This is a genomic window from Actinokineospora inagensis DSM 44258 (genome assembly GCF_000482865.1).
In the GTDB taxonomy this organism is placed as follows: domain Bacteria; phylum Actinomycetota; class Actinomycetes; order Mycobacteriales; family Pseudonocardiaceae; genus Actinokineospora; species Actinokineospora inagensis.
On sequence record NZ_KI519516.1, the window covers coordinates 256,081 to 280,678 of the forward strand.

Sequence of the window (24,598 nt, forward strand, 5' to 3'; positions counted from 1 at the left end):
TTAAGCGGGCTGGATGACCTGGCGACCGTTGTACTGGCCACAGGTCGGGCAGGCGATGTGCTGCGGCTTCGGCGCACGGCAGGCCTTGTTCGAGCAGGGCTCCAGCACCACGGCAGTGGCTTTCCACTGCGCGCGGCGCGAGCGGGTGTTCGAACGCGACATCTTCCGCTTGGGGACGGCCACGACTGCATCTCCTCTGACAAAGCTGTGTGAGCAGGACTGTACCGGGCTATCGCCCGGGGTCCTGTTGGAACCGCTCTTGCAACGCGGCCCACCGAGGGTCAATGGTCTCATGCCGGTGATCGGGCCCGAGATCGGCCCACTTCCCACCGCACCCCGGGCACAGCCCAGGGCAGTCTTGCGAGCACAACGGCACGTGCGGCACGGCGAGCACCACCGCGTCGCGCACCACCGGCTCCAGGTCGAGCAGGTCGTCGACCAGCCTGCTGACCTCGTCCTCGTCGGTGGTCTCGTCGGTCGCGCTGGCCGGGTAGGCGAACAGCTCGGTGACCCGCACGCTCACCTCGTCGGTGATCGGGTCCAGGCAGCGGGAGCACTCCCCCGCCAGCGGACCGGACGCGGTGCCGGACACCAGCACGCCCTCGACCACCGACTCCAGCAACACGTCCAACTCGACCTCGGCGCCCACCGGCACCCCGATGACGTCCTCCAGGCCGAGCACGTAGCTCGCCGCAGCCGTCCGGTGCACGCTCCGGCTGGCGCCGGGACGCCTGCCCAGCTCACGGGTGTCGATGACCCACGGACTGGTGCTCACCGGGCGGACGACGCCCTTGCGGTTGGCGGACATGGCTGCTCGGGTCAGCACCTTCGGGTCGGGAAACACACGGCACGGCTGCGCACGCGCACAGCCAGAACAGGGTACGCGATGAGCGTGGGATGGTGAAAACCGAGCCGATCAGCCCTCGTAGTCGTACGGCACGGCCGCCGACATGCTCATCGGGCCCCGCAGGTGGGACCGGCCCTTCCCCACCGTGCGCAGCGTGTGGGTGAGCAGGTCCTCGAACTCCGCGAGCTTGCCGTCCACGTAGGCGTCGCACTCGGAGCGCTGGCGGGCGGCCTCCTCGGCGGTGGCGTCGAGCACGCGGGCGGCCTCGGCGTGCGCGGCCTGGACGACCTCGGTCTGCGACACCAGCCTGCCCTGTTCGAAGCGGCCTTCCTCGACGGCGCGCTCGTAGGACTCGCGGCCCGCGTGGATCATGCGGTCGGCCTCGTTCTGGGAGCGGGTGACGAGGCTCTCGAACTCGGCGCGACCGGAGGCGACGGCGCGGTCGGCCTCGTCGCGGGCGTCGGCGACCAGGCGGTCGGCGTGCGCGGTGGCGTCGGCGATGAGGGCGGCGGCCTGGGCGCGGGCCTCGGCGACGGTGTTCTCCGCCTCCATGGCGGCCTTGCTCAGGGTCTGCTCGGCCTGGTGCTCGGCGGTGCCGACGATCTCGTCCTTGCGGTCGAGGACGTCCTGGGCGTCGTCGACCTCGGTGGGCAGCGCGTCGCGGATCTCGTCGAGCAGTTCGAGCACGTCGCCGCGGGGGACGACGCAGCCGGAGGTCATCGGCAGGCCGCGGGCCTCCTCGACGACGGTGACCAGTTCGTCGATGGCCTCGAAGACCTTGTACACAACTCCACCTCCACCGGCCCACCGAGACTTTCGGTGCCGATTCTGCCCGGTTGTCGGCACCGCTCGGGGGACGTGGCCGCCTGGCGTGTCCCGGATCGGCCACGTCCCGCGCGCGGCTAGAAGGTGATCAACCGGAAGGACGCGTAGTGGTCACCGGTGTAGAAGTACTCACCGCCGTTGCCGGTGATGATGCGGCGGGCGCCGCGGTCGGACGAGCCGGGCGTCTTGACGGTGTACTCGTGGTAGTAGCCGGTGGCGCAGTTGGGCAGGAGCCGTTCCCGGTTCTGGAAGACGACGCCGTCCTGCGGGTACGGGAAGGGGCCACCGGATCGGATGAGCCGGTAGGTGTCGGTCGCCTGGGAGGGCAGGCTGGACAGCGCTACCCGCGTGTACGAGGAGGTGTTGCCGCAGGCGGGCTGGGCGGCTGCGACACCGGTGGTGGCAGGGGCGGCGGCCGCGGCGGTCTGGACGCCGAGGAAGCCGAGGGTGGCGAGGACGAGGGCGAGCAGGACCTTGGCACTGCGGCCGGTGTAGTTGCTCATTCACGGAAAGTAGCTCGATCAGGTGATCATCGCCTGTCCGTGGCGTGAACCCTCGTTGTGGCAGGCTGTGCCAGTGTTGATCCGTCCCGCCCACACCGCCGATCTGCCCGCCATCGTGGCCATGCTCGCCGACGACCCGCTCGGCGCGGCGCGGGAGAGCCCCGGCGACCCCCGCTACGCCGCCGCCTTCGCCGAGATCGACGCGGACCCGCGGCAGGTGCTGGTGGTGGCCGAGTCGGCGGGCGAGGTCGTCGGGACGCTGCAGTTGACCTTCACGCCCGGTATGTCCCGGGTGGGCGCCACCCGCGCCACCATCGAGGGGGTGCGGGTGCACGCGGCGCACCGGGGCGGCGGTCTGGGGCAGCGGTTGGTCGAGTGGGCCGTGGACACCGCGCGGGAGCGGGGCGCGATCCTGGTGCAACTGACGACGGACTCGTCCCGCAAGGACGCTCACCGCTTCTACGAACGCCTCGGGTTCGTCGCGAGCCACGTCGGGATGAAGTTGCCGTTGTAGCGGCCTATCCCGCGGCGCGGTTCTCCTCGAGGCGGGCCAGGAGTCGCTTGTGCACGTTCGGCGGGAGCAGGTGGGCGACGTCCCCGCCGTAGGTGGCGACCTCCTTGACCAGGGAGCTGGACAGGAAGCTGTTGAGCGGCTTGGTCGGCATGAACATGGTCTCCACGCCGGTGAGGCCCTGGTTCATCTGGGCCATCTGCAGTTCGTAGTCGAAGTCACTGACCGCGCGCAGGCCCTTGACGATGGCCTGCACGTCGTGCCGGGCGCAGTAGTCGACCAGCAGGCCGTGCCAGGAGTCGACCCGGACGTTGGGCAGGTGCCCGACGGTCTCGGCGAGCAGCGCCAGCCGCTCGTCGACGGTGAACAGACCGCGCTTGGTCTTGTTGATCATGACCGCGACCACCACCTCGTCGAACAGGGCGGCCGCCCGCTCGACGATGTCGAGGTGGCCGTTGGTGGGCGGGTCGTAGGAGCCGGGGCAGACCGCGCGCGTCATGATCCGGACCGTAGCAGTCGGACCCGGCGCTGATCGGCGGCTGTCGCGGCGGTCACCCGGCGCGGTGCGCGGTGCGGTGTACAGCCCAGTGCAGCGTCGTCTCGCCGTACCGGCGGGCCTTCGCGGGCTCCATTGCCGACGGCCACCGCGGCTCACCCGACCGAGTGGACCGCTCCACCACGACAGTGGCGTCCGGCGCCAACCAGCCACCGGTGAGCGCGGTCAGCACGGCGGCCAACTCGTCGTCGTCGAGGGCGTACGGCGGGTCGGCGAACACCACGTCGTAGCGCGCCGACGGGGGCGTGGCGAGGACGCGGTCGACCCGGGACGCCCGGATGTCGACCCCCGGCAGCCCCACCGCGTCGGCGTTGCGGCGCAACACGGCCACCGCGGCCCGGTCGGACTCGACGAGGGTCACCACGGCCGCGCCGCGCGAGAGCGCCTCGAAACCGAGCGCGCCGGACCCGGCGTACAGGTCGAGCACGCGGGCGCCGTCCAGGTCGACCGCCGCGTTCAGGGCGCTGAACAACGCCTCGCGGACCCGGTCGGCGGTGGGGCGGGTTCCCCTGGGCGGGACGGCGAGCCTGCGCCCCCCGGCCACCCCGGCCACGATCCTGGTCACCCGGTCATCGTGCCCGACCGGTGGGACCGCCCCGGCCACCGGGGTGAGGCGGAGCACATCCTCCCGGCGACCGATTCGCGTGGCCGCCCGACCGCGTAATCTCTCTCTTCCGTCCGAAGAACACCCCGGGAGCGCTGCGTGTCGGAAACCTCTGTGAGAGAGGCCGAGATCGCGGTCGAGCAGAAGCACGTCGACATCGTCTACGCCCGTGTCGCCGAGATGCGCGACGAGGCGGTGGCCATGCGCACGAGGGGCGACGAACTCGCCCACGGCGCGCGCAACGAGGCCGTGTTCGAGCAGGCCGCGATGCTGTTCGAGCGGGACGTGATGGTCCGGCACGCCACGCAGATCCTGCGCACCCTCGACGCCGAGCACGAGGGCCTGGTGTTCGGCAGGCTGGACAGCACCGACGGCGAGACGATGTACGTCGGCAGGCTCGGGGTGCGCGACGGGGACTTCGAGAACCTGGTGACCGACTGGCGCGCGCCCGCCGCCGCGCCGTTCTACCAGGCCACCGCCGAGATGCCGATGCAGGTGATCCGGCGCAGGGTGATCCGCTCCACCGGGCACGCCGTGGTCGACATCGACGACGACCTGCTGATGCCGGAGAGCAGGCTGGAGACCATGCCGGTGGTCGGCGAGGGCGCGCTGATGGCCAGCCTGACCCGGGCCCGCGGCGAGAACATGCGCGACATCGTCGCCACCATCCAGAAGGAGCAGGACGAGGCGATCCGGGCGCCGTGGCAGGGCGTCACCGAGATCACCGGCGGCCCCGGCACCGGCAAGACCGCCGTCGCGCTGCACCGGGTCGCGTACCTGCTCTACCGCGACCGGCGCCGGATGGGCGGCTCCGGGGTGCTGGTCGTCGGCCCCTCCCCCGCGTTCACCTCGTACATCTCCCGGGTGCTGCCCTCGATGGGTGAGGACAATGTGGAGTTGCGGTCGCTCTCGGACCTGCTGGACGGGTCCGCCGCGGCGCGGGTCGACCCGGCGCCGGTGGCCGCGGTCAAGGGGTCGCTGCGGATGCGGCGGGTGCTCAAGCGGGCCATCCGGGAAGCACCGGCGGACGCCCCGACCGAGCTGCGGATCGTCTACCGGGGTGAGGTCATCAAGCTCGACGCCCGCGACCTGGCGGCGGTGCGCTCGACCGTGCACAACGGTCGCCGACCGCCGAACCAGTCCCGGGTGGACGCCGCCGAGGCGCTGCTTGAGGCGCTGTGGCGCAAGGCGGACTCCTATGAGGACTTCCCGGTCAAGCGGGCGGACCTGGTGCACGAGTTGGGCGAGCGGATCGACTTCCACCGGTTCGTCGTCATGTGGTGGCAACTGGTGACCCCGGCGGAGGTCCTGCGCGGCCTGTCCGACCGCAGGCGGCTGGCGCGGGCGGCCGGGCGGGTGCTGTCGCGGTCCGAAGTGGACATGGTGGCGGACTCGTTGGCCGATCCGTCGGCGGGGTGGTCGGTCGCGGACATCGCGTTGCTGGACGAGCTGCGGGTACTGCTGGGGCGGCCGCCGAAGCGCCGGCGTCGGCCCGAACACGATCCGTTCGCGCCCGTGCACACGGGGACGGGGCGACGGGCCGACTACGACGAGTACTCACATGTCGTGGTGGACGAGGCGCAGGACCTGTCGCCGATGCAGTGGCGGATGGTGGGGCGGCGCGGGAAGTACGCGAGCTGGACCGTGGTGGGCGACCCGGTGCAGAGCTCGTGGCCGGACCCGGCTGAGGCGCGGCAGGCGATGGATGCCGCGTTCGGCGGGCCTCGGACGCAGCGACGGCGATTTGGGTTGCGGACGAACTACCGGAACTCGGCGGAGATCTTCGCGTTGGCGGGGCGGGTGGTTCGGGACGTGGCGACGGCGGAACAATTGCCGATCGCGGTGCGGAGCACGGGGATGGAACCGGTGATCCGGGTCTGTGCGGATGTGAACGCGGTGGCTGTGGGGGAGGCTGTCGCATTGCTGGGGGTGGTGGATGGGACTGTGGGGATCATCAGCGCGACCAGCCGGGTGGGTGGGTTGCGGGGGGCGGTTGAGGGGTTGGACGTGCGGGTGCGGGTGGTGGATGGGCTTGAGTCGAAGGGGCTTGAGTATGACGCGGTGGTGTTGGTTGAGCCGGATGAGTTGATTCGGGAATCGACTACTGGGCCGCGGACGTTGTATGTGGCGTTGACTCGGGCTACGCAGCGGTTGACGGTTGTGACGTCGAATGGGGAGTGGCCGTGACTGCTTGTCGCCTGGCGGCGACGCCGCTGGATTGCGCCAGATAAATGCGTGGGTGCCCGTTGGGGTGAAGTTGTTTTGTTTGGGGCCCCTGGCGGTGGCCTGGGTAAGGCTAAAAGGCGGGGCCACTGGAAAGACGTGGCCTTACCCGCCAGTGAGCTTAGGCCACCGCCTCCCCCAAACAAAACAACTTCACCCCAACGGGCAGTTGGTGTCGGCGGCTTCCGAGGCGCGTGGGGTGGGCTGGCGGCCTTCGTCGATGAGGGGTGGGGGATGGTCGATAAGGGTGGTGGTTGGTAGAAGTGTTTGCGGGTCTTGTTGACCCGGGGGCGCCGGGGGGGAATAGACACAAAAGCGCGCTGGCAGAGGGGGGTCTGCCAGCGCGCTGGGGTAAAAAGGGTGGGCTAGCGGGAGCCTGCTCGGGCGGGGGTGCCGTTCTTCGACGGAGACGTGGGCTTGGTGGCGTTGGCCAGGCTCTCGGTGAAGTGTTGGCGGGCTTCTTCGAGGACGGCGAAGGTGTTGGCGACCTGTTCTGACACGCGGCGTTCGAAGGCGTCGGCTTGTTCGTGGCGGGTGGTGGCGTTGGCGAGTTTCGACTCGGCGTCGGCGATGAGGGTGGCGGCGTGGGATTCGGCGGCTTGGCGCTGGGTGGTGATGTCCGCGTCGGACTTGGCGCGGGCGTCGGCGAGAGACTTCTCGGTGTCCGCCTTGTGCTTTTCGGCGTCGGCGACGAGTTTGGCGGCGGCCTTTTCGGCGGTGTCGCGCTGCGACTTGATGTCGGCGTCGGACTTGGCGCGGGCGTCGGCGAGGGCCTTTTCCGTGTCCGCCTTCTGCTTTTCGGCGTCGGCGACCAGGCGGGCGGCGGCCTTTTCGGCGGAGTCGCGTTGGGTCTTGATGTCGGCTTCGGCGCTGGCGCGGGCGTCGGCGAGGGCCTTCTCGGTTTCCTCGGTTTGGGCGAGGAGGGCGGCCTCGATCGCGGCGGTCTGCTCGGCCAGGTTGCCCTCGACCTCGCTGGTGCGGGCGGCGAGGGCGTGCTCCACCTCGTCCGTGCGCTGGGCGATGGCGGCCTCGGCGGCGGCGCGCTTGTCGGCGAGGGCCTGGTCGGCCTGCTGCTCGGCGGCGGCGCGGCGGGTCGCGGAGTCGGCGTCGAGCTGGTCGCGGGCGGCGAGGGCCTCGGTGTCCAACTGGTCGCGGTGCGCGGCGGCCTCGTCGTAGAGCTGGGCGATGCGGGCCTCGTTGGCCTTGGCCTGCTTCTCGACCTCGGCGCGGGCGTCGGCCATCAACTGCTTGTGCTCGGCGGCCAGGGTGGCGCGCATCGACTCGTACTCGGCGTCCAGCTCGGCGTGGTTGCGGGTGTAGTCCGCCTCCAACTGCTTGCGGCGCTCCTCCAGGTCGACGATGAGCTTGTCGTGCTTGGCCTTGAGGGTCTTGGCGTAGGTGTCGGCCTCGCCGCGGGTGGCGGCCGCGGCGTCGTCGGCGGTCTTGGCCGTCTTGCCCGCGTACGCCTCGGCGTTGAGGCGGGTCTGCGCGGCGTAGTCATCGGCGGCGGTGCGCGTCGCCGAGGAGTAGCCGTCCGCTTCCTTGCGGGTACCCGCGCCGTAGGACTCGGCCTCGGCCCTGGTGGAGGCGCCGTACTCGTCGGCCTGCCGCTTGAACTCGGCGATCTCCTCCTCCGCCAACTGCATCATCAACCGCACCCGCTCGGTCATGCCCTCGGTGCTGTTGGGGTTGGCGCTGATCCGGTTCAACCGGGTCGTCGTCTCCAGTAACTGCTGCTGGAGCGAGCCGAGCGACTTGGTCAGCTCGGCGACCTTCGACTGCGCGTCGTCGCGGCCCTTGGACGCGTGGCGCAGGTCGTAGGTGAGGCGGGTGACCCGTTCGTTGACCTGGCGGGGGTTGTACCCGCGCAGAACGGTGTCGAAGTGCGGAAGTCGGTCGGTGGACTCGGCGTCACCAGAGGGCATTGCCCCACTTTAGTATGACCGCCGCGGGAGTGAACCCGCCGGAGTAGTTAATTCTCGGTGGGTGGGCCCGCCGCGCTACGGATTGCCTTGCGGCGCAGCGGGAGCCGCGCATTGCGCGCGACCCGGCTGGATCCGCACCGCCAGGTTCGGCATCGTGAACGGCTGCGGGATGGTCATCACGGCGATCCGGCCCTGCACCTGGCGGAATTCCGCGAAACCGGCATCGATGCCGATCCGGCGCTCACCGGGGGGAACGTGAAGGGGGTTCGGTGCGGAATTCCCCGCCGCGTCCTTGATCGTTGTGACGTCCTCGCCGGGCACCCCGGTGTCGACCACACCGTCCATGTCCAGCGCACCGGTCGCCGACACCACGTCCAGCTCCACGTTCTCGGTCTGGATCTCCCAAGTGGACCGGTCGCCGTCGCCGCCGGTGACGAAGAGGGTGAACCAGGCGCCGAGGATCTGCTGCCGCACGGACAGGCACAGCTCGGATCGCGTCGCCGACGGACAACCCGAAGTCAGTCCCATACAGACCACTGGTGGACAGCGACAGCGTCCCGCCCCGGATCACCACTTCACTCGCGAGCGCCCCACCGGCCACACGCGCACCGAGTGCACCAGCGAGGGTGAGCGCGGGCACGACGAGCAGCGCGGCGCGGCCGAGCAGCACGCCGACCAAGAACCCGGCCGGGTGGCGGGCGCGGGGCGAACCAGGCGCACAGTCCGAACAGGATCAACCCGACGCCGAGCAGGTACCCGGCGAAGCCCGCCGCGAGCACGGCGGCGACCGGCGCGAAGGTCAGCGACATGATCGCCCAGCCGCCCAGCACCAGCCACAGCCCGCCCCAGAACGGCCGGGTGCGCCGGAAGTCGGCGAACCAACGGGAAGGCGATTCCCGGCACCCGCATGTCCACCACCTCAACAGTTGACAGTGCCTGGCACGATGCCGGGGTTTAGTTTCCGCGGGGCGATGTTGGCGCTGATCTCCGCGGTGTAGGCGTCCGCGCTGAGCCCGGTGACCTGGACCACGCCCGCCTCCAGGCCGAAAGCGCCGACCGTGCCGCCGTCGAGCGGTTGTCCGCCCATTCGCACCCGGTTCGCGGTCTTGCCGAGCACCATTTCGGAAAATTGGCTCTGGCCGCCCTGGAAAGCCTTCACCTCCAAGATCAGGTTGTGGGCGTTGACGATGGGCGGTCTCCGGGGTCAGCGCCTCGCCCGCTGCTCAGGGCCGAGACGGTGAGACGGCCGATGGTCACCCCGAGTAGTCGACTAGCGGTTTGCTAGAAGCTACCGCCGGGTAACGTGCGCGCATGCGGCGACTGCTCGGCGACAACCCGGCCGGTTCGAACGATTCGCGCGCCTTCGGCTGGGCGCCGGTCAACCTGGTGCGCGGGGTCGTGTGGGTCACCGTGTGGTGACGAACCGGTGATCGCGTGAGCGGGTGCACGGGCGAACTCCGCGTGAACACGGCGATGCGCAACCTCTACTGCGGACAGTCCGGCCGGTGTCCGGACGCCGCCGTCCGGGTGAGGCCCCTGGTGCCCGCGGGGTCCCGGCCGGCAGCATCGCGGCCGTGTCCGGCTGGGGGCGTTCCCGGGCACGGAATCGAGCCGCGGACGTTGTGGTCCGGACGAGAGGATCCGCCATGCCCCCGGGAGGCAGACGCCCGCGAGTCGCCGCGCCGCTGGCCGCGACCGTGATCGGCGCCCTCGTCGGCGCGCTGGCGGGCACGCCAGCCCAGGCCGAACCGGAGCCGGACCGGGTGGTCGCGACCGACGACGCCCAGGTTCCGGTGGACCTGTCCGGGGCGATGGCCCGGTTCTGGGCCGGGTACTCGGCGGGGACCGACGTCCGCAAGGACGCCGCGATCGTGGACGCCCTGCTGCGGGCCGAGGGACCGGCGACCGAGCCGGTGCGGCACGCGGTGCGGATGCTCGCCGCGCACGCCGAGGGTGATCAGCGGCGGGCCTGGTGCGAGCGGCTGGCGCTGCGCGGCGTCCCCGTCCCCGAGCGGCACGCCGCGTTCACGACCGCCGCGCTCGCCGCCTCGGACCGGGCGCTCGGGCTGGTCCGCTCCCGGCCGGTGTCGACCGCGGCCGCCGCCTACACCGACCACGTGGCCGCCCGGATGACCGACGGCGACACCTCGACCTTCTACTGGAGCGCGGGCGCCCCCCGACCCGGCACCCAGTTCGTGCTGGACCTCGGTCGGGTGCGCCCGGTCGAGGAGGTCGGCCTGACCATGGGCACGACCGCGCGGCCACGGGACTTCCTGCGCACCGGGGTGCTGGAGGGCTCGGTCGACGGGGTGGGCTGGACGACCGTGCGGCGGCTGCCCGGGTCGGCCACCGTCACCGCCGACCTCGGCCCGGCCCCGCTGGACGTCCGCTACCTGCGGTTGCGGGCGACCGCAGGCCAGCGGCACTGGCTGGCCGTGCGGGAGGTCTCGGTGCGCCCCGGGCCGACCGACGCGACCGCCGACGGTGACGCCGACACCGGCTACACCTCGACCGGCGACCCGCTGGTGGTCCCGCTGGGCGTGCCGCACCCGGTGCACCGGGTCGTCGTGCTCGCGGGCCGGGGCACCCAACCCGGTACACCGGTGCAACTGCGCGACCAGTCCGGCGACTGGCACACGGTCGGTCGGGTGGCGGGCGAGTACACCGACGTCGACGCGCGCGGCCTGGTGGCCGGGCAGGCGCGGCTGCTGTTCGGGCCGGGCTCGACGGGGACGGTCGTCCATGAGATCGTGGAGCGGCCGACAGTGTGAACGGCCGTTAATCGCGCCCGTCGAGCTGTCCCGCCGACAGGCCGGAAATCCTCGCGGATCCCGGTCTCCCCGCCGCAAAACATCGAATGCGGATCGATCAGGATGGGCTCTGTCACGTGGGACGACGTTCCCGATCACTGGGACATCCACGATAATCTCCGGTGACCGTCTTCTCCCAGGCAGCAGGAGGTAACCGGGCATGTTCCGCAAGGTGCTCGTCGCCAACCGAGGCGAGATCGCCATCCGGGCGTTCCGAGCCGGGTACGAACTGGGCGCGGGGACGGTGGCGGTCTTCCCCTACGAGGACCGCAACTCGCCACACCGGATGAAGGCCGACGAGGCCTACGAGATCGGCGAGCCCGGTCACCCGGTCCGCGCCTACCTGAGCGTCGAGGAGATCGTCAAGGCCGCCCGGAAGGCGGGCGCCGACGCGGTCTACCCCGGCTACGGCTTCCTCTCCGAGAACCCGGAGCTGGCGAAGGCGTGCGCCGAGGCGGGCATCACCTTCGTCGGGCCGGACGCGAGCGTCCTCGAGCTGACCGGCAACAAGGCGCGCGCCATCGCCGCCGCCCGCGAGGCGGGTCTGCCGGTGCTGCGCTCCACCGAGCCGTCCACCGACGTCGAGTCGCTGATCACCGCCGCCGACGACATCGGCTACCCGGTGTTCGTCAAGGCCGTCGCCGGTGGCGGTGGCCGCGGCATGCGCCGGGTGGAGGAGCCCAAGGCGCTGCGCGAGTCGCTGGAAGCCGCGATGCGCGAGGCCGAGTCCGCGTTCGGCGACGCCACGGTGTTCCTGGAGCAGGCCGTGGTCGACCCGCGGCACATCGAGGTGCAGATCCTCGCCGACGGCGTGGGCAACGTGATCCACCTCTACGAGCGGGACTGCTCGCTGCAGCGGCGGCACCAGAAGGTCATCGAGATCGCGCCCGCGCCGAACCTGGACCCGGACCTGCGGGACCGGATCTGCGCCGACGCGGTGGCCTTCGCCAGGCACATCGGCTACCAGAACGCGGGCACCGTCGAGTTCCTGCTCGACACCCGCGGCAACCACGTCTTCATCGAGATGAACCCGCGCATCCAGGTCGAGCACACGGTCACCGAGGAGGTCACCGACGTCGACCTGGTGCAGTCGCAACTGCGGATCGCCTCCGGCGAGACGCTGGCCGACCTCGGCCTGAGCCAGGACGACATCTACCTGCGCGGCGCGGCCCTGCAGTGCCGGATCACCACCGAGGACCCGGCCAAGGGGTTCCGCCCGGACACCGGCATGATCAGCGCCTACCGCTCCCCCGGCGGCAGCGGCATCCGGCTGGACGGCGGCACCGCGGCGGGCGCCGAGGTCAGCGCCCACTTCGACTCGATGCTGGTCAAGCTCACCTGCCGCGGCCGCGACTTCCCGGCCGCGGTCCGCCGGGCCCGGCGCGCGGTCGCCGAGTTCCGCATCCGCGGTGTCGCGTCGAACATCCCGTTCCTGCAGGCCGTGCTGGACGACCCGGACTTCGTGGCCGGTCGGGTCACCACCGCGTTCATCGAGCAGCGCCCGCACCTGCTGACCGCGCGCAGCTCCGCCGACCGCGGCACCCGGCTGCTGACCTACCTGGCGGACGTGACGGTCAACCGGCCGCACGGCGCCCGCCCGAAGGTGCTCGACCCGCGGGAGAAGCTGCCCGAGGTCGACCTGGCCGCCGAGCCGCCCGCGGGCACCAAGCAGAAGCTGGTGGAGCTGGGCCCGGAGGGCTTCGCCCGCTGGATGCGGGAGAACAAACGGGTCGGCGTCACCGACACGACCTTCCGCGACGCGCACCAGTCGCTGCTGGCCACCCGGGTGCGCACCAAGGACCTGCTCGCGGTCGCCCCGCACGTGGCGCGGTCCACGCCGGAGCTGTTCTCGCTGGAGTGCTGGGGCGGCGCGACCTACGACGTGGCACTGCGGTTCCTCGCCGAGGACCCGTGGGAGCGGCTGGCGGCGCTGCGCGAGGCGGTGCCCAACATCTGCCTGCAGATGCTGCTGCGCGGGCGGAACACGGTCGGCTACACCCCGTACCCGACGGAGGTCACCGACGCGTTCGTCCGCGAGGCCACCGACACCGGCATCGACATCTTCCGCATCTTCGACGCGCTCAACGACGTCGAGCAGATGCGGCCCGCGATCGAGGCGGTCCGGGAGACCGGCACCGCGGTCGCCGAGGTCGCCCTCTGCTACACCGCCGACCTGTCCGACCCGGCCGAGCAGCTCTACACGCTGGACTACTACCTGAAGCTGGCCGAGCAGATCGTCGGCGCGGGCGCGCACGTGCTCGCGGTGAAGGACATGGCCGGGCTGCTGCGCCCGCCCGCCGCCGCGCGGCTGATCTCCGCGCTGCGCAAGGAGTTCGACCTGCCGGTCCACCTGCACACGCACGACACCGCTGGCGGGCAACTGGCCACCTACCTGGCCGCCATCCAGTCCGGTGTGGACGCCGTGGACGGCGCGGTCGCGTCCATGTCCGGCACCACGTCGCAGCCGTCGCTCTCGGCGATCGTGGCCGCCACCGACCACAGCGACCGGGAGACCGGGCTGTCGCTGCAGGCCGTGTCGGACATGGAGCCGTACTGGGAGATCGTGCGGAAGGTCTACCAGCCGTTCGAGGCGGGCCTGCCGTCGCCGACCGGCCGGGTGTACCACCACGAGATCCCCGGCGGTCAACTGTCGAACCTGCGCACCCAGGCCGTCGCGCTCGGCCTCGGCGACCGGTTCGAGGAGATCGAGACCACCTACGCCGCCGCCGACCGGATGCTGGGTCGCCTGGTGAAGGTGACCCCGTCGTCCAAGGTCGTCGGCGACCTGGCGCTGCACCTGGTCGGCGCCGGGGTCGACCCCAAGGAGTTCGAGGCCGACCCGGGCCGCTTCGACATCCCGGACTCGGTGATCGGCTTCCTGCACGGTGAGCTCGGCGACCCGGCCGGTGGCTGGCCGGAACCGTTCCGCACCAAGGCGCTCAAGGGCCGCCCGGCGCCCAAGGGCGTCGCGGAACTGACCGACGAGGACCGCGCGGGGCTGGAAAACGACCGGCGCGGCACGCTGAACCGGCTGCTGTTCCCCGGCCCGACCCGCGAGTTCCTGGCCCACCGCGACCAGTTCGGCGACACCAGCGTGTTGGCCAGCAAGGACTTCTTCTACGGCCTGGAGCAGGGCCGCGAGTACGCGGTGCACCTCGACCGCGGTGTGACGCTGCTGCTGGAACTGGAAGCGGTCGCCGATGCCGACGAGCGCGGCATGCGCACCGTCATGGCCACGCTCAACGGGCAACTGCGGCCGATCCAGGTCCGCGACCGGTCCGTCGCCGCGGACCTGCCCGCGGCGGAGAAGGCGGACCGGGCGAACCAGAACCACGTCGCCGCCCCGTTCGCGGGCGTGGTCACCCTGGCGGTGGCCGAGGGCGACGCGGTCGAGGCGGGCGCCACCGTCGCCACCATCGAGGCGATGAAGATGGAGGCCGCGATCACCGCCCCCAAGTCGGGCACCGTGGCGCGGTTGGCCATCGGCGCGGTCCAGCAAGTCGAAGGCGGCGATTTGCTCGTCGTACTGGGGTAGTGGTCCGGTCGCGCACCCCCGTCGCACCCGGTGTCGGCGGGGGTGCGCGCATGTCCGGGAAACTACGTACGCGCGCCGTGACCTTGATCCCAGCGGCCACCGAAACCGCAGGACAACCGGTGCGCGTCGGGTGCGGTTCGGGTTACTCGGTGGAGGTCGGCTCAGGTGGTCGGTACACATCCCGATGTCGGGGGGCATGGAGCGGGCCGCCCGCACCCAGCCCGTGGTAACCGAATGGGGGTGGGCTGCGGCGCCGGGCGGCCCGCCCGCCGATCGGCCTAGGCTGGTCGGGTGGCCACTGGGGAGGAGTTGATCGCGCGACCGGTGCCGGTCGCGACCTTCGTCGGCCGGGACGACGACCTGGCCGCGCTGGCGGAACGGCTGCGCGGCACCCGGATGCTGACCGTGCACGGCGCGGGCGGTGTCGGCAAGACCGAACTGGCTCTGCGCGCGGTCCGCGACTACCCGGACCCGGTGCACGTGGTCGACCTGACCCAGGTGAACGACGCGGAGATGCTGGTCGCGCTGGTAACCGAGTCGGTCGGGGTCCGCGACCACTCGCCGCACCCGCCGCTGACCGCGCTCTTGGACCACCTCGGCGCGCGGGCCGTTCTGTTGGTGCTGGACAACTGCGAGCACGTGGCCGACGCCGCCGCCGACTTGGCCGCCACGTTGCTGGCGAGCGCGCCCGCGCTGCGAATCCTGGCCACCAGCCGGATCGCGCCGCTGCACGTCCCCGGCGAGCGCCTGTACCGGTTGGAACCACTGGGTTTACCCGATCCGTGCGCGGGTCTCGACGAGGTGCGTGCGAGCGACGCCGTGCGACTGCTGGTGGACCGGGCAACCGCGGTGGCGGGCGATTTCGCGGTCACCGAGGACAACGTCACCGACGTCGTGCACCTGGTGCGCAAGCTGGATGGTCTACCGCTGGCGATCACCCTCGCGGCGGCCCGGTTGCGCAGCCTCACCGTCAACCAGCTCATCGACCGGCTGGACGGCGCCTTCAGCGTGCTGGCCTCGCAGCGGCGCGACCTCGCCCCGCAGCACCGAGCGCTGGCCGGGGTGCTGGACTGCACGTACCGGCTGTGCGACGCGGCGGAACAGTTGGCGTGGCAGCGGTTGTCGATCCCGGAGGCGGGCTTCTGCATCCGCGCCGCCGAGGCGATCTGCGCCGACGGCACCGAGATCACCGCGGACCGGGTGCTCGACCTGGTGGACGGGCTGATCCAGAAGTCGGTGCTCGGCATGTACGAGGTCGACGGGATCGCCAGGTACCGGATGCTGGAGACCACCCGCCAGTACGCCGCCGACCGGCTCGCCGAGAGCGGCGAGACCGCGCTGCTGCGCGACCGGCACCTGGCGTACTACCGGGACTTCGCGCTCGAAGCGGCCCAGAAGTGGTTCGCCCCGGGGGAACGCGAACTGTGGTGGGTGCGGATGGCGGTGTCCCACTTCGCCAACCTGCGCAGCGCCATGCAGTACGCCGTCGACGCCGGTGGCGACCAAGCCGTCGCGGGCCTGGGCATCGCGATCGGCTTGGCGAACCTGCGGGTGTGGTTCTTCCGCGGCACCATCCGCGAGGGCTACCTCTGGCTGACCCGGCTACTGGCCGAACAACCCCCGTCGGCACCGGTGCCTGTGCTTGTCGAGGCCGCCGTCGCCGCGTCGTGGACCGCCGTGTGCATGGGCGACCCGACCCGCGCCGAGGCCGCCCTGTCCCGCTGCCGCGCACTGGCGCCACGCGACCCCGCCACCACCTTCGCCGAGGGCGCCTACCGCCTGATCATCACCGGCGACGCCGCCGCGATCCAACAGTTGGCCCGCGCCCGAGCAGACCTCCTCGCCGCCGACCGCCACGGCGCCGCCCACATGGCCGCCCTGTTCTGGGGAATCGCCACCGCGTTCCTCGGCTCCCCCGCCGAAGCCCGCGAAGCCGCCACCCAGATCCACACCGAGGCCACCACCGCGGGCGCCGCGTGGGCCCTCAGTTGGACCCGCTGGGTCCGCGCCCTCACCGAACTCCGCCACGGCTCCCCCACCCGAGCAGTCACGCTGTTCCGCCGCTCCCTCCTCGAACAACGCTCCTGGGACGAACGGTGGGGCACCGTGTGGAGCATCCACGGAATCGCCTGGTCCCTCGCCGCCACCGGGGACTACGGGACGGCCACCCGGGTCCTCGGCATCACCCGCACCCTCCGCACCACCACCGGTTTCCAAATCGCCGCCATGCGCCCCTTCGCCCACATCCACAGCGAAGTAGAACGACAATGCCTGCGCGCCCTCGGCCCGGAAACCTACCGAACCACCTTCGACACCGGCACCACCCTCACCCCCTCCGCGGCCCAAGCCGTCGCCCTCGGCGAAACCCCACCCGCCGCCAACCCCTGGCTCGAACTAACCACCCGCGAACGCGAAGTCGCCGAACTCGCCGCCCAGGGCCTCAACAACCGCGAAATCGCCGAACTCCTCCACATCAGCACCCGAACCGTGGAAACCCACATCCGCCGCCTCCTCCCCAAACTAGGCCTCCGCCGCCGCGCCCAACTCCCCCGCTGGTACACCGACCGCCACAACCAACAAACCGCCTGACTCCCCCCTTTGCAATCCGCACTCATTCTTCAGCAGAGGAGGAGCGCGCCAATGGGGATGGGGATGGGGATGGGGATGGGGATGGGGATGGGGATGGGGATGGGGATGGGGTAAAGCGAGCAGGAGCAGAAAGAAAAAAGAAGGAGCAAAGCGAAGAGGAAGAGGAAGAGGAAGAGGAAGAGGAAGAGGAAGTCTAACAGAAAAGAAGAGGCCAAAAGCGGGCAAGGGAATGAGGGGCGGAAATCGGGACAAGAACCTGAAAATGACAGACAAGAAGGGGTGAGAAAAAGGGAGACGGGAGACGGGAGACGGGAGACGGGAGACGGGAGACGGGAGACGGGAGACGGGAGACGGGAGACGGGAGACGGGAGACGGGAGAGCAATCAGAAAAAGAGAAGAGACTGGAATACAAAGCGCACACTCGCACCGCGCGCCTCGAAACCCGCCGATACCAACCGCCCGCTGGGGTGAAGTTGTTTTGTTTGGGGGAGGCGGTGGCCTAAGCCGGCAGGCGGGTAAGGCCACGCTTTCCAGTGGCCCCGCCTTTTAGCCTTACCCAGGCCACCGCACAGGGGCCCCAAACAAAACAACTTCACCCCAGCGGGCACTGCCCGAAAAATCCGGCGCCCGAGGCCGGCGTCGCCGAAGGCGACCAGGCCGAACCCCGAGGCGCAGCCGAGGCCCAAAGACCCCTCAAGCCTTCTCCAAATACTCCGCCCGCCCCGCGTCAATCACCTGATGCACCATCCCAGCCAACCCGGGAAATCCCCCCAGCTCGGCATCATCAGCCACCAGCGCATGCGCCACCACCCGCGCGTCCGCGATGATCTGCTCGTCCCGCGTCAAACTCAACATCTTCAACGTCGACCGCACCCCCGACTGGCTGGCCCCCAAAATGTCCCCCTCCCGCCGCAACTCCAAATCCAGCCGAGCCAGTTCGAAACCGTCCAACGTCGACGCCACGGCGTCCAACCGATCCCGCGTGGCCGTCCCAGCAGGCATCTCCGTGACCAGCAAACAAACCCCGGGCGCGCTCCCCCGCCCCACCCGCCCCCGAAGCTGGTGCAACTGGCTCACCCCAAATCGATCAGCATCCAGAATCACCATCGCCGTCGCGTTCGGCACGTTCACCCCCACCTCAACCACCGTTGTCGCGACCAGTACATCCACCACCGCCCCCGCAAACGCTTGCATCACCGCGTCTTTGTCGTCAGCCGCCATCCGTCCGTGCAGAATCCCCACCCGCAGCCCAGCCAACGGCCCCCCGGCCAGCGAAGCGGCGACATCGATGACTGCCAACGGCGGCCGCCGGTCATCGGCTCCCCCCGGGCCGTCCTCCTCATCCCCAATTCGAGGACACACGACATAAGCCTGGTGCCCCCCGGCCACTTCCTCCCGGACTCGCTGCCAAACCCGATCAAACCAAGCCGGTTTCTCCGCCACCGGCACAACAGTCGTGGAAATCGGCGAACGCCCCGCCGGAAGCTCGCGCAGCGCTGAAGTCTCCAAATCGCCGTACACCGTCATCGCGACCGTTCGGGGAATCGGGGTGGCCGTCATGACCAGCACATGTGGAGTGAGGTCGTCCCCGGCCCGACCACGGAGCGCGTCCCGCTGCTCGACCCCGAACCGGTGCTGTTCGTCCACAACCACCAGACCGAGCGCGGCAAAGCTGACCTTGTCCTGGATGAGAGCGTGCGTGCCCACGACAATCCCGGCCGCACCGCTCGCCGCGTCCAACATGGCCTGTTTACGCTGCGGCGCCGTCAGCGACCCGGTCAACAACGTGATCCGAGTGGCGTTCGAGGCCCCACCCAGCTCCCCCGCCTGTGCAAGATCCCCCAGCAGTTCCCGCAACGACCGCGCGTGTTGCGCGGCGAGAACCTCAGTCGGCGCGAGCATCGCCGCCTGCTTGCCCGCGTCAACTGCCTGCAACATGGCCCGCAGCGCCACAATCGTCTTACCCGAACCCACTTCGCCCTGCAGCAACCGGTTCATCGGGTGCTCGACGGACAAATCCGCCTCGATCGCCGCGCCGACCTCAACCTGCCCGGCCGTCAAGGTGAACGGCAGTCGCTGGTCGAATTCGGCAAGGATGCCACCGGGTTTGACGGGGCAGGCCGGTGCGGGGCGCGCGCCCGCCGCCTGCCTGCGCTGGGCCAGCGCCAACTGGACGGACAACGCCTCATCCCACTTGAGCCGGACCCGCGCCCGCTCCAGATCGGCCCACTCCGCCGGGCGGTGGATGGACCGGACCGCCTCCTCGTACGGCGGCAGGCCGAGTTTGTCGCGCAGCTCGTCCGGGAACGGGTCCTCGATCTCGTCGAGCACGGCCAGGGTCTGCTGCACGCACTGGGCGATCTGCCAGGACTGGATCTTCGCCGACGCCGGGTACACCGGGATCAGCCCGCCCGCGAACTCCTCGACGGCGGCGGTCCCCGGCTCGGCCTCGGCGTCGCCGTCGAGCAGTTGGTAGTCCGGGTTGGCCAACTGCAGCTTCTGCCGGAACGCGGTGACCTTGCCGGAGAACAGGGCGCTGATGCCGGGCTTGAGCTTCTCCACGTGCCACGGCTGGTTGAAGAACGCGCACTCCAGGTTCCGCTTGCCGTCGGTGAGCGACACCTCGACCAGGCTGCCGCGCTTGGTCTTCATCTGCCGCTTGTTCACCGACACGACCTTGGCCATGACGGTGACGTGCTCGCCGACCTCCAGCCCCGCGATGTCGGTGAGCTGGCCGCGCTCGGCGTACCGGCGCGGGTAGTGGCGCAGCAGGTCACCGGCGGTGGCCAGGTTGAACGCGGCGGCCAGCGCGTCCGCCGACTTCTTGCCCACCAACCGGTCCAGTCGCTCGCCCAGCGCCGTCATCCCGTTCCTCTCGTCCGCCTGACGCACATTGTGTCGCGACCCACCGACACTGCGTCACCGGATCACTCCACGCCGAGCACCACCACCGAACCAGCCTGCCCGCCCCGGTGCACGGCCAGGTCGATGTCGGGGCGCTCGCGGCGCAGGAACGCGGCCAGCCCGTCGGCCACCGCGTCCGGCGCGTCGAGGCCCATGAGCGCGGTGACGAGCTCGCCGCCCGCCACCAGCATCCGCTCCAGCACGCCGACCGCGGCCCGGACCAGCACGTCCGGCCCGGACGGCCCCACCTCGATCAGCACGACCTCACCGTCGGCGAACCCGAGGACGTCGTCGGCGCGGCACGGCCCGATCCAGGTGATGCCGTCCGCTTCGGCCACCACGACCTCACCGCGCCGGGTCGCCGCGGCCGCCTCCGCCATGGCGACGACGTCGTCACCGGCACGCCTGCGCGGGTCGTGCACCGCGATCGCGGCCAACGCCTGCACCGGCGACGCGCACGGCACCACCACCACGTCCTGCCCGGCCGCGACCGCCCGGATCGCCGCCTCGTCCGCGACCGCCACCAGCCCCGAGTCCCCCGGCAGCACCGTGACGTGCCCCGCGCCGGTCCCGGTGATCACCTCGACCAGTTCGTACGCGTTCGGCTCGGCCTGCCCGGCCTTGAGGACCGCGACCCCCTCGGCCGCGACTAACTCCGCCAGGTCGTCCCCGCGCACCACCGCCACCACCGCCCGATCCCGGGTGAACCGGTCGACGGTGGCGGGCACGGCGTCGGCGAACCGCGCCACCCGGATCCGCCGCGGCCTACCCGCGTCGATCCCGGCCTCGATGGCGGCGCCGATGTCGTTGCAGTGCACGTGGACGGTCCACAGGCCATCACCGTCGCCGACCACGGACACGCAGTCACCCACCCGGTCCAACTCGTCCCGCAACCCTTCGACGGCGGGCTCGTCGATGTCGTTCAGCAGGTACATGACCTCGTAGGCGTACAGGTCGGAGCCGCCCTCGCGGGCCCGCGGGATGTGCGGCTCGTCGTCCCTCGCGCGCGCCGCCGCCGCCAACGCCGCGGGCTGCTCCGCGATCACCGCGACCAACGCGTCCAACAGGACGACCACGCCACGGCCCCCCGCGTCGACCACCCCGGCCTCGGCCAGTGCCGCCAACTGGGCCGGGGTCCGGTCGAGGGCCACCGCCGCCGCCCGCGCCGCCGCGACCGCCACGTCGTGCAGCCCATCCGGCCCCTCGGCGGCCGCCGCCGCGTCCAGCACGCTCAGCATCGTCCCCGGCACCGGCTCGGACACCGCCGTCGCCGCGAACCGCGCACCCTCCCGCAGCGCTTCCCGCAGGTCAGGCCCGGTTATCACCGCACACCCGCGCACCGCGTCGGCCATCCCCCTGAGCACCTGCGACGCGATCACCCCCGAGTTGCCGCGCGCCCCCGCCAACGCCCCACGGGCCGCCACCCCCACCGCCGCGCCCGCCTGCCCGACCGGGTTCTCCTCCAGCGCGGCCAACGCCGACCGCAGCGTGTCCAGCAGGTTCGACCCGGTGTCCCCGTCGGCCACCGGGTACACGTTGATCCGGTCGATCCCGACCCGGTGCACGTCCAGCGACTGCACGCACGCCGCCACCCACCTGCGCACCACCGCCGCGTCCAGCGCGTCGAGCACGCTCCACCTCCAGCCCCTGGTTGCCGCGAGAGTAGCCCCCGGTTTGGAGCCGCACACCGACACCGGTTACCCTGTGCTGACCGCCCAGGCACGCCTGGGCTCTCGTACGTGCGCCCGCGGACTGACATCATTGTTCGTGCGCGGTGCGAGCAACACCAAGGCGAAGGAGTGTCTGACGTGGCTGCCGTGTGCGACGTCTGTGGCAAGGGGCCAGGCTTCGGCAAGTCGGTCTCGCACTCGAACCGGCGGACCAACCGCCGCTGGAACCCCAACATCCAAACCGTCCACGCACGCCTGGGCATCTCCCAGCGCAAGCGCCTGAACGTCTGCACCTCCTGCCTCAAAGCAGGCAAGGTCGTCCGCGGCTGACGGTTTTTCGAGTACGCCCCAGTTTCACAAAAGGGTCGATTCCCCCACCGGGAATCGACCCTTTTGTGAAACTGGGAAAGAGTCTGAAGAAGAACCACCACAACCAACCCGCCCCGCGCGCCTCGAAACCCGCCGATCCCAACCGCCCGTTGTGGTGAAGTTGTTTTGTTTGGGGGAAGCGGTGGCCTAAGCCGGCCGGCGGGTAAGGCCACGCTTTCCAGTGGCCCCGCCTTTTAGCCTTACCCAGGCTACCGCTAGGGGCCCCAAACAAAACAACTCCACCACAACGGGCACCACCGCTTTAATCTGGCGCCTATGGCCGGCGTCGCCGAAGGCGACCAGGCCGAAACCCGAGCGCAGCGAGGCCCAGAGACCCCTCACGCCAAGATCAACCAGCAGAAAAGCCCCCGAATACACAGCCTAGACGAACCCACCGACAGTCCCCGGCAAACCAGGTCACACCCATGATCAACCGCCGACCCGAGCAACCGAAGCTCCCTACGGCAGCTTCCACTCCACCGGCTCAGCGCCCTGCTCCACCAGCATCGCATTGGCCCGACTAAACGGCTTCGACCCGAAGAACCCATTATGCGCCGACAACGGACTCGGATGCGCCGACTCAACAGCAGGCACACCCCCCAGCAACGGCCGCAGGTTCCGCGCGTTGCGCCCCCACAGGATCGCCACCAACGGCCCCCCACGCGCCGCCAGCGCCCGGATCGCCGCTTCGGTGACCTGCTCCCAGCCCTTCCCCTGGTGGGAGTTCGACTTCCCCGGCTCCACCGTCAACGCCCGGTTGAGCAGCAGCACCCCGTGCTCAGCCCACGGCGTCAGATCCCCGTTCGACGGCGTCGGGTAGCCCAGGTCGTCCACGTACTCCTTGTAGATGTTGATCAGGCTCTTCGGAATCGGCCGCACGTCGGCGGCGACTGAGAAGGAGAGGCCGACCGCGTGACCCGGAGTCGGGTACGGGTCCTGCCCGACGATCAGGACGCGGACGTCGGCGAAGGGCTGTTGGAACGCGCGCAGCACGTGTTCGCCCGCGGGCAGGTAGCGGCGGCCCGCGGCGATCTCGGCGCGCAGGAAGTCGCCCATCGCGGCGATCTGGTCGGCGGCGGGGGCGAGGGCCTCGGCCCAGCCGGGTTCAACGATGTCGGTCAGCGGTCGTGCCACGGCGGCAGACCATACTCACCCCGCCGAGTGGTGATCGTCATGGGGTGAGGGTCTTGCCCAGGTGGCGGGACAGGTCGTTGTCCGCGTAGAAGCCGAACGGTGCCACCGCCGTGTAGCCGCTCGACTCGTACAGCGCGATCGCTTCCGGTTGGCGCAGGCCGGTTTCGAGTACCAGCCGCCGGTGGCCGCGGTCCCCGGCGGTGCGTTCGAGCTCGGCGAGCATGAGCCGGGCCAGCCCGCGGCCGCGGACCGACGGGGCCACGTAGAGCCGTTTCATCTCGACGGTGGTCGCGTCCACCGCGCGCCAGCCGCCGGAGACGGCGGGGGTGTCATCGACGTAGCCGACGAGGAAGAGGCCCGACGGTGGGGTGAACTCGGCCGGGTCGACCGGGGTCTCGTCCATGCCGCCGTAGCGGATGACGTACTCCTGCTGGATCTCCGCGATCAATTTCACCGCGTCCGGGTGGTCGTAGCCACGAGCCTCTATGCGCACCAACGCATTGTGACCGAACTCGGTTGTCAGACAATGATTCTGTGGCACAGCGGACTACCGCCAGTGCTGCCAGCCGGTTCCCCCCGTGTACACCGCCCCGTCGACCGTGACCCCCGTGCCGTGTCCGACGGTGCCGATGACGCGCCAGCCGTCGGGAACGCCGTGCGGGTCGGGGAAGGTGGCGGCGAGCGCGTGGTCCTCGCCGCCGGTGAGGACCCAGTGCCGCGGGTCGCCGCCCAGCGCGGTCGCGACGTCCACCAGCCGCTGGTGCACCTCGACCAGGTCGGACCGGACGTCGATGGCCACCGAGGACGCGACCCCGATGTGCCCGAGGTCGGCGAGCAGCCCGTCGGACACGTCGATCATCGCGGTGGCACCCGCGTCGGCGGCGGCGGGACCGGCGGCGTACGGCGGTTCCGGGAACCGGTGCGCCCCCACCACGCTCACCGGCGACCGGAATCCCCGGCCCAGCACGGCCAACCCGGCCGCGCTCCACCCGAGCCGCCCGGCGACCGCGACGACGTCACCCGGACGCGCGCCGCCACGGGTGACCGGCGCCCGCCCACGCAGATCACCCAATGCGGTGAGGGAAATCACAAGGGTGGCGGACGCGGTCATATCGCCGCCGACGATGCCGACCCGGGCCTGAGCGGCCTCCTGCCACATCCCGGCGGTCAGTTCCTCGATCACCGCGGACCCGGTCTCGCGCGGGCAGGCGATGCCGACCAGCAGCGCGGTGGGGACCGCGCCCATCGCGGCGATGTCGGCCAGGTTGACCGCGACCGCCTTGCGCCCCACCTGTTCCGGGCTGGACCAGTCGAACCGGAAGTGCACGCCCTCCACGAGCACGTCGGTGCCCGCGACGACCCGCCCGTCCGGGGCGGCGACCACGGCCGCGTCGTCACCGGGACCCAGCAGGGTGGTGCGCGGCTGCGGTCTGCCCGCGGTGACCCGTTCGATGAGCCCGAACTCACCCACCTCGGCAACGGTTTCCGCGCCTTCAGGCGTGTTCGGACTCACTGCTTCCTCCGATCACCGACATTCGGAATCCCCAACGAAACGCAACTGGGGTACGTTGCTGGACACGTTCCTACCTCTTG

At 70.8% G+C, this 24,598-nt stretch carries 21 protein-coding genes; 6 read left to right on the forward strand and 15 right to left on the reverse strand.

Annotation, left to right across the window (positions count from 1 at the left end):
* The 4 genes from rpmF to H504_RS0127295 all read right to left on the reverse strand — a co-directional run bounded on the left by rpmF (position 1) and on the right by H504_RS0127295 (position 2,175).
* Positions 1-183, reverse strand: coding sequence for a 50S ribosomal protein L32 (rpmF, locus tag H504_RS0127280; RefSeq protein ID WP_026425375.1), 183 nt, complete (start codon positions 181-183; stop codon positions 1-3).
* Positions 184-229: 46 nt separating this feature from the next.
* Complete coding sequence (locus tag H504_RS0127285) at positions 230-808, reverse strand: YceD family protein (protein WP_026425376.1); 579 nt, start codon at positions 806-808, stop codon at positions 230-232.
* Positions 809-916: 108 nt separating this feature from the next.
* Positions 917-1,633, reverse strand: coding sequence for a DivIVA domain-containing protein (locus H504_RS0127290; protein WP_026425377.1), 717 nt, complete (start codon positions 1,631-1,633; stop codon positions 917-919).
* A 116-nt stretch (positions 1,634-1,749) separates the two neighbouring features.
* Positions 1,750-2,175, reverse strand: a complete 426-nt coding sequence (locus H504_RS0127295; RefSeq protein WP_026425378.1) for a guanyl-specific ribonuclease — start codon at positions 2,173-2,175, stop codon at positions 1,750-1,752.
* A gap of 73 nt (positions 2,176-2,248) precedes the next feature.
* On the opposite strand from H504_RS0127295, the gene H504_RS0127300 reads away from it, so the two are divergent.
* Positions 2,249-2,689 (forward strand): GNAT family N-acetyltransferase, encoded by a 441-nt coding sequence (locus H504_RS0127300; protein WP_026425379.1) that lies wholly within the window; start codon positions 2,249-2,251, stop codon positions 2,687-2,689.
* A gap of 4 nt (positions 2,690-2,693) precedes the next feature.
* Here H504_RS0127300 and coaD read toward each other — a convergent pair whose 3' ends face one another.
* Together coaD and rsmD are read right to left on the reverse strand one after the other, a co-directional pair.
* Positions 2,694-3,185 carry a pantetheine-phosphate adenylyltransferase gene (gene coaD / locus H504_RS0127305; protein WP_026425380.1) on the reverse strand — a complete coding sequence of 164 codons (492 nt, stop codon included), beginning with the start codon at positions 3,183-3,185 and terminating at the stop codon, positions 2,694-2,696.
* Between the two features lie 52 nt (positions 3,186-3,237).
* Entirely contained in the window at positions 3,238-3,807 is a 570-nt protein-coding gene (rsmD, locus tag H504_RS0127310; RefSeq protein ID WP_026425381.1) for a 16S rRNA (guanine(966)-N(2))-methyltransferase RsmD, read from the reverse strand.
* Between the two features lie 138 nt (positions 3,808-3,945).
* Between rsmD and H504_RS0127315 the strand changes: the two genes are divergently transcribed.
* Positions 3,946-6,033 (forward strand): HelD family protein, encoded by a 2,088-nt coding sequence (locus tag H504_RS0127315; RefSeq protein WP_026425382.1) that lies wholly within the window; start codon positions 3,946-3,948, stop codon positions 6,031-6,033.
* Between the two features lie 401 nt (positions 6,034-6,434).
* Here H504_RS0127315 and H504_RS39070 read toward each other — a convergent pair whose 3' ends face one another.
* From H504_RS39070 to H504_RS0127330, 4 genes are all read right to left on the reverse strand, one after another.
* Positions 6,435-7,994 (reverse strand): coiled-coil domain-containing protein, encoded by a 1,560-nt coding sequence (locus H504_RS39070; protein WP_051386313.1) that lies wholly within the window; start codon positions 7,992-7,994, stop codon positions 6,435-6,437.
* Positions 7,995-8,069: 75 nt separating this feature from the next.
* Positions 8,070-8,522, reverse strand: a complete 453-nt coding sequence (locus H504_RS0127325; protein ID WP_281173672.1) for a DUF6230 family protein — start codon at positions 8,520-8,522, stop codon at positions 8,070-8,072.
* Between the two features lie 47 nt (positions 8,523-8,569).
* The gene (locus tag H504_RS41660; protein WP_157440655.1) at positions 8,570-8,917 is read right to left on the reverse strand and encodes a DUF6114 domain-containing protein; all 348 of its coding nucleotides are present in this window, start codon (positions 8,915-8,917) and stop codon (positions 8,570-8,572) included.
* A complete protein-coding gene (locus tag H504_RS0127330; RefSeq protein WP_342668809.1) occupies positions 8,914-9,183 on the reverse strand; it encodes a DUF6230 family protein in 270 nt (89 codons plus the stop codon). Before H504_RS0127330 ends, H504_RS41660 begins: the two co-directional genes overlap by 4 nt.
* 457 nt (positions 9,184-9,640) lie before the next feature.
* On the opposite strand from H504_RS0127330, the gene H504_RS37280 reads away from it, so the two are divergent.
* The 3 genes from H504_RS37280 to H504_RS0127350 all read left to right on the forward strand — a co-directional run bounded on the left by H504_RS37280 (position 9,641) and on the right by H504_RS0127350 (position 16,928).
* Positions 9,641-10,765 carry a discoidin domain-containing protein gene (locus H504_RS37280; protein ID WP_026425385.1) on the forward strand — a complete coding sequence of 375 codons (1,125 nt, stop codon included), beginning with the start codon at positions 9,641-9,643 and terminating at the stop codon, positions 10,763-10,765.
* A gap of 199 nt (positions 10,766-10,964) precedes the next feature.
* Positions 10,965-14,339 (forward strand): pyruvate carboxylase, encoded by a 3,375-nt coding sequence (locus tag H504_RS0127345; protein WP_026425386.1) that lies wholly within the window; start codon positions 10,965-10,967, stop codon positions 14,337-14,339.
* A gap of 291 nt (positions 14,340-14,630) precedes the next feature.
* Positions 14,631-16,928 (forward strand): ATP-binding protein, encoded by a 2,298-nt coding sequence (locus H504_RS0127350; RefSeq protein ID WP_157440657.1) that lies wholly within the window; start codon positions 14,631-14,633, stop codon positions 16,926-16,928.
* 693 nt (positions 16,929-17,621) lie between these two features.
* Here the strand turns inward: H504_RS0127350 and recG are convergent.
* Together recG and H504_RS0127365 are read right to left on the reverse strand one after the other, a co-directional pair.
* The gene (gene recG / locus H504_RS0127360) at positions 17,622-19,793 is read right to left on the reverse strand and encodes an ATP-dependent DNA helicase RecG (RefSeq protein WP_026425389.1); all 2,172 of its coding nucleotides are present in this window, start codon (positions 19,791-19,793) and stop codon (positions 17,622-17,624) included.
* Between the two features lie 62 nt (positions 19,794-19,855).
* Positions 19,856-21,463, reverse strand: coding sequence for a DAK2 domain-containing protein (locus H504_RS0127365; RefSeq protein ID WP_026425390.1), 1,608 nt, complete (start codon positions 21,461-21,463; stop codon positions 19,856-19,858).
* 177 nt (positions 21,464-21,640) lie between these two features.
* Between H504_RS0127365 and rpmB the strand changes: the two genes are divergently transcribed.
* Positions 21,641-21,832 carry a 50S ribosomal protein L28 gene (rpmB, locus tag H504_RS0127370; protein ID WP_018682090.1) on the forward strand — a complete coding sequence of 64 codons (192 nt, stop codon included), beginning with the start codon at positions 21,641-21,643 and terminating at the stop codon, positions 21,830-21,832.
* A gap of 498 nt (positions 21,833-22,330) precedes the next feature.
* Here rpmB and H504_RS0127375 read toward each other — a convergent pair whose 3' ends face one another.
* From H504_RS0127375 to H504_RS0127385, 3 genes are read right to left on the reverse strand one after another with little or no spacing between them, the layout of a single operon-like run.
* On the reverse strand, positions 22,331-23,005 hold the full coding sequence (locus H504_RS0127375) for a uracil-DNA glycosylase (RefSeq protein ID WP_035306329.1): 675 nt from the start codon (positions 23,003-23,005) through the stop codon (positions 22,331-22,333).
* 37 nt (positions 23,006-23,042) lie between these two features.
* Complete coding sequence (locus H504_RS0127380; protein ID WP_026425392.1) at positions 23,043-23,498, reverse strand: GNAT family N-acetyltransferase; 456 nt, start codon at positions 23,496-23,498, stop codon at positions 23,043-23,045.
* Between the two features lie 54 nt (positions 23,499-23,552).
* Complete coding sequence (locus H504_RS0127385) at positions 23,553-24,518, reverse strand: thiamine-phosphate kinase (RefSeq protein ID WP_026425393.1); 966 nt, start codon at positions 24,516-24,518, stop codon at positions 23,553-23,555.
* Positions 24,519-24,598: the final 80 nt, after the last annotated feature.

Coding starts and splice junctions, on each gene's coding strand:
- H504_RS0127285 (WP_026425376.1), bottom strand. CDS start 808: ATGTCCGCCAACCGCAAGGGCGTCGTCCGCCCGGTGAGCACCAGTCCG.
- recG (WP_026425389.1), bottom strand. CDS start 19,793: ATGACGGCGCTGGGCGAGCGACTGGACCGGTTGGTGGGCAAGAAGTCG.
- H504_RS0127345 (WP_026425386.1), top strand. CDS start 10,965: ATGTTCCGCAAGGTGCTCGTCGCCAACCGAGGCGAGATCGCCATCCGG.
- coaD (WP_026425380.1), bottom strand. CDS start 3,185: ATGACGCGCGCGGTCTGCCCCGGCTCCTACGACCCGCCCACCAACGGC.
- H504_RS39070 (WP_051386313.1), bottom strand. CDS start 7,994: ATGCCCTCTGGTGACGCCGAGTCCACCGACCGACTTCCGCACTTCGAC.
- H504_RS0127325 (WP_281173672.1), bottom strand. CDS start 8,522: ATGGGACTGACTTCGGGTTGTCCGTCGGCGACGCGATCCGAGCTGTGC.
- H504_RS37280 (WP_026425385.1), top strand. CDS start 9,641: ATGCCCCCGGGAGGCAGACGCCCGCGAGTCGCCGCGCCGCTGGCCGCG.
- H504_RS0127295 (WP_026425378.1), bottom strand. CDS start 2,175: ATGAGCAACTACACCGGCCGCAGTGCCAAGGTCCTGCTCGCCCTCGTC.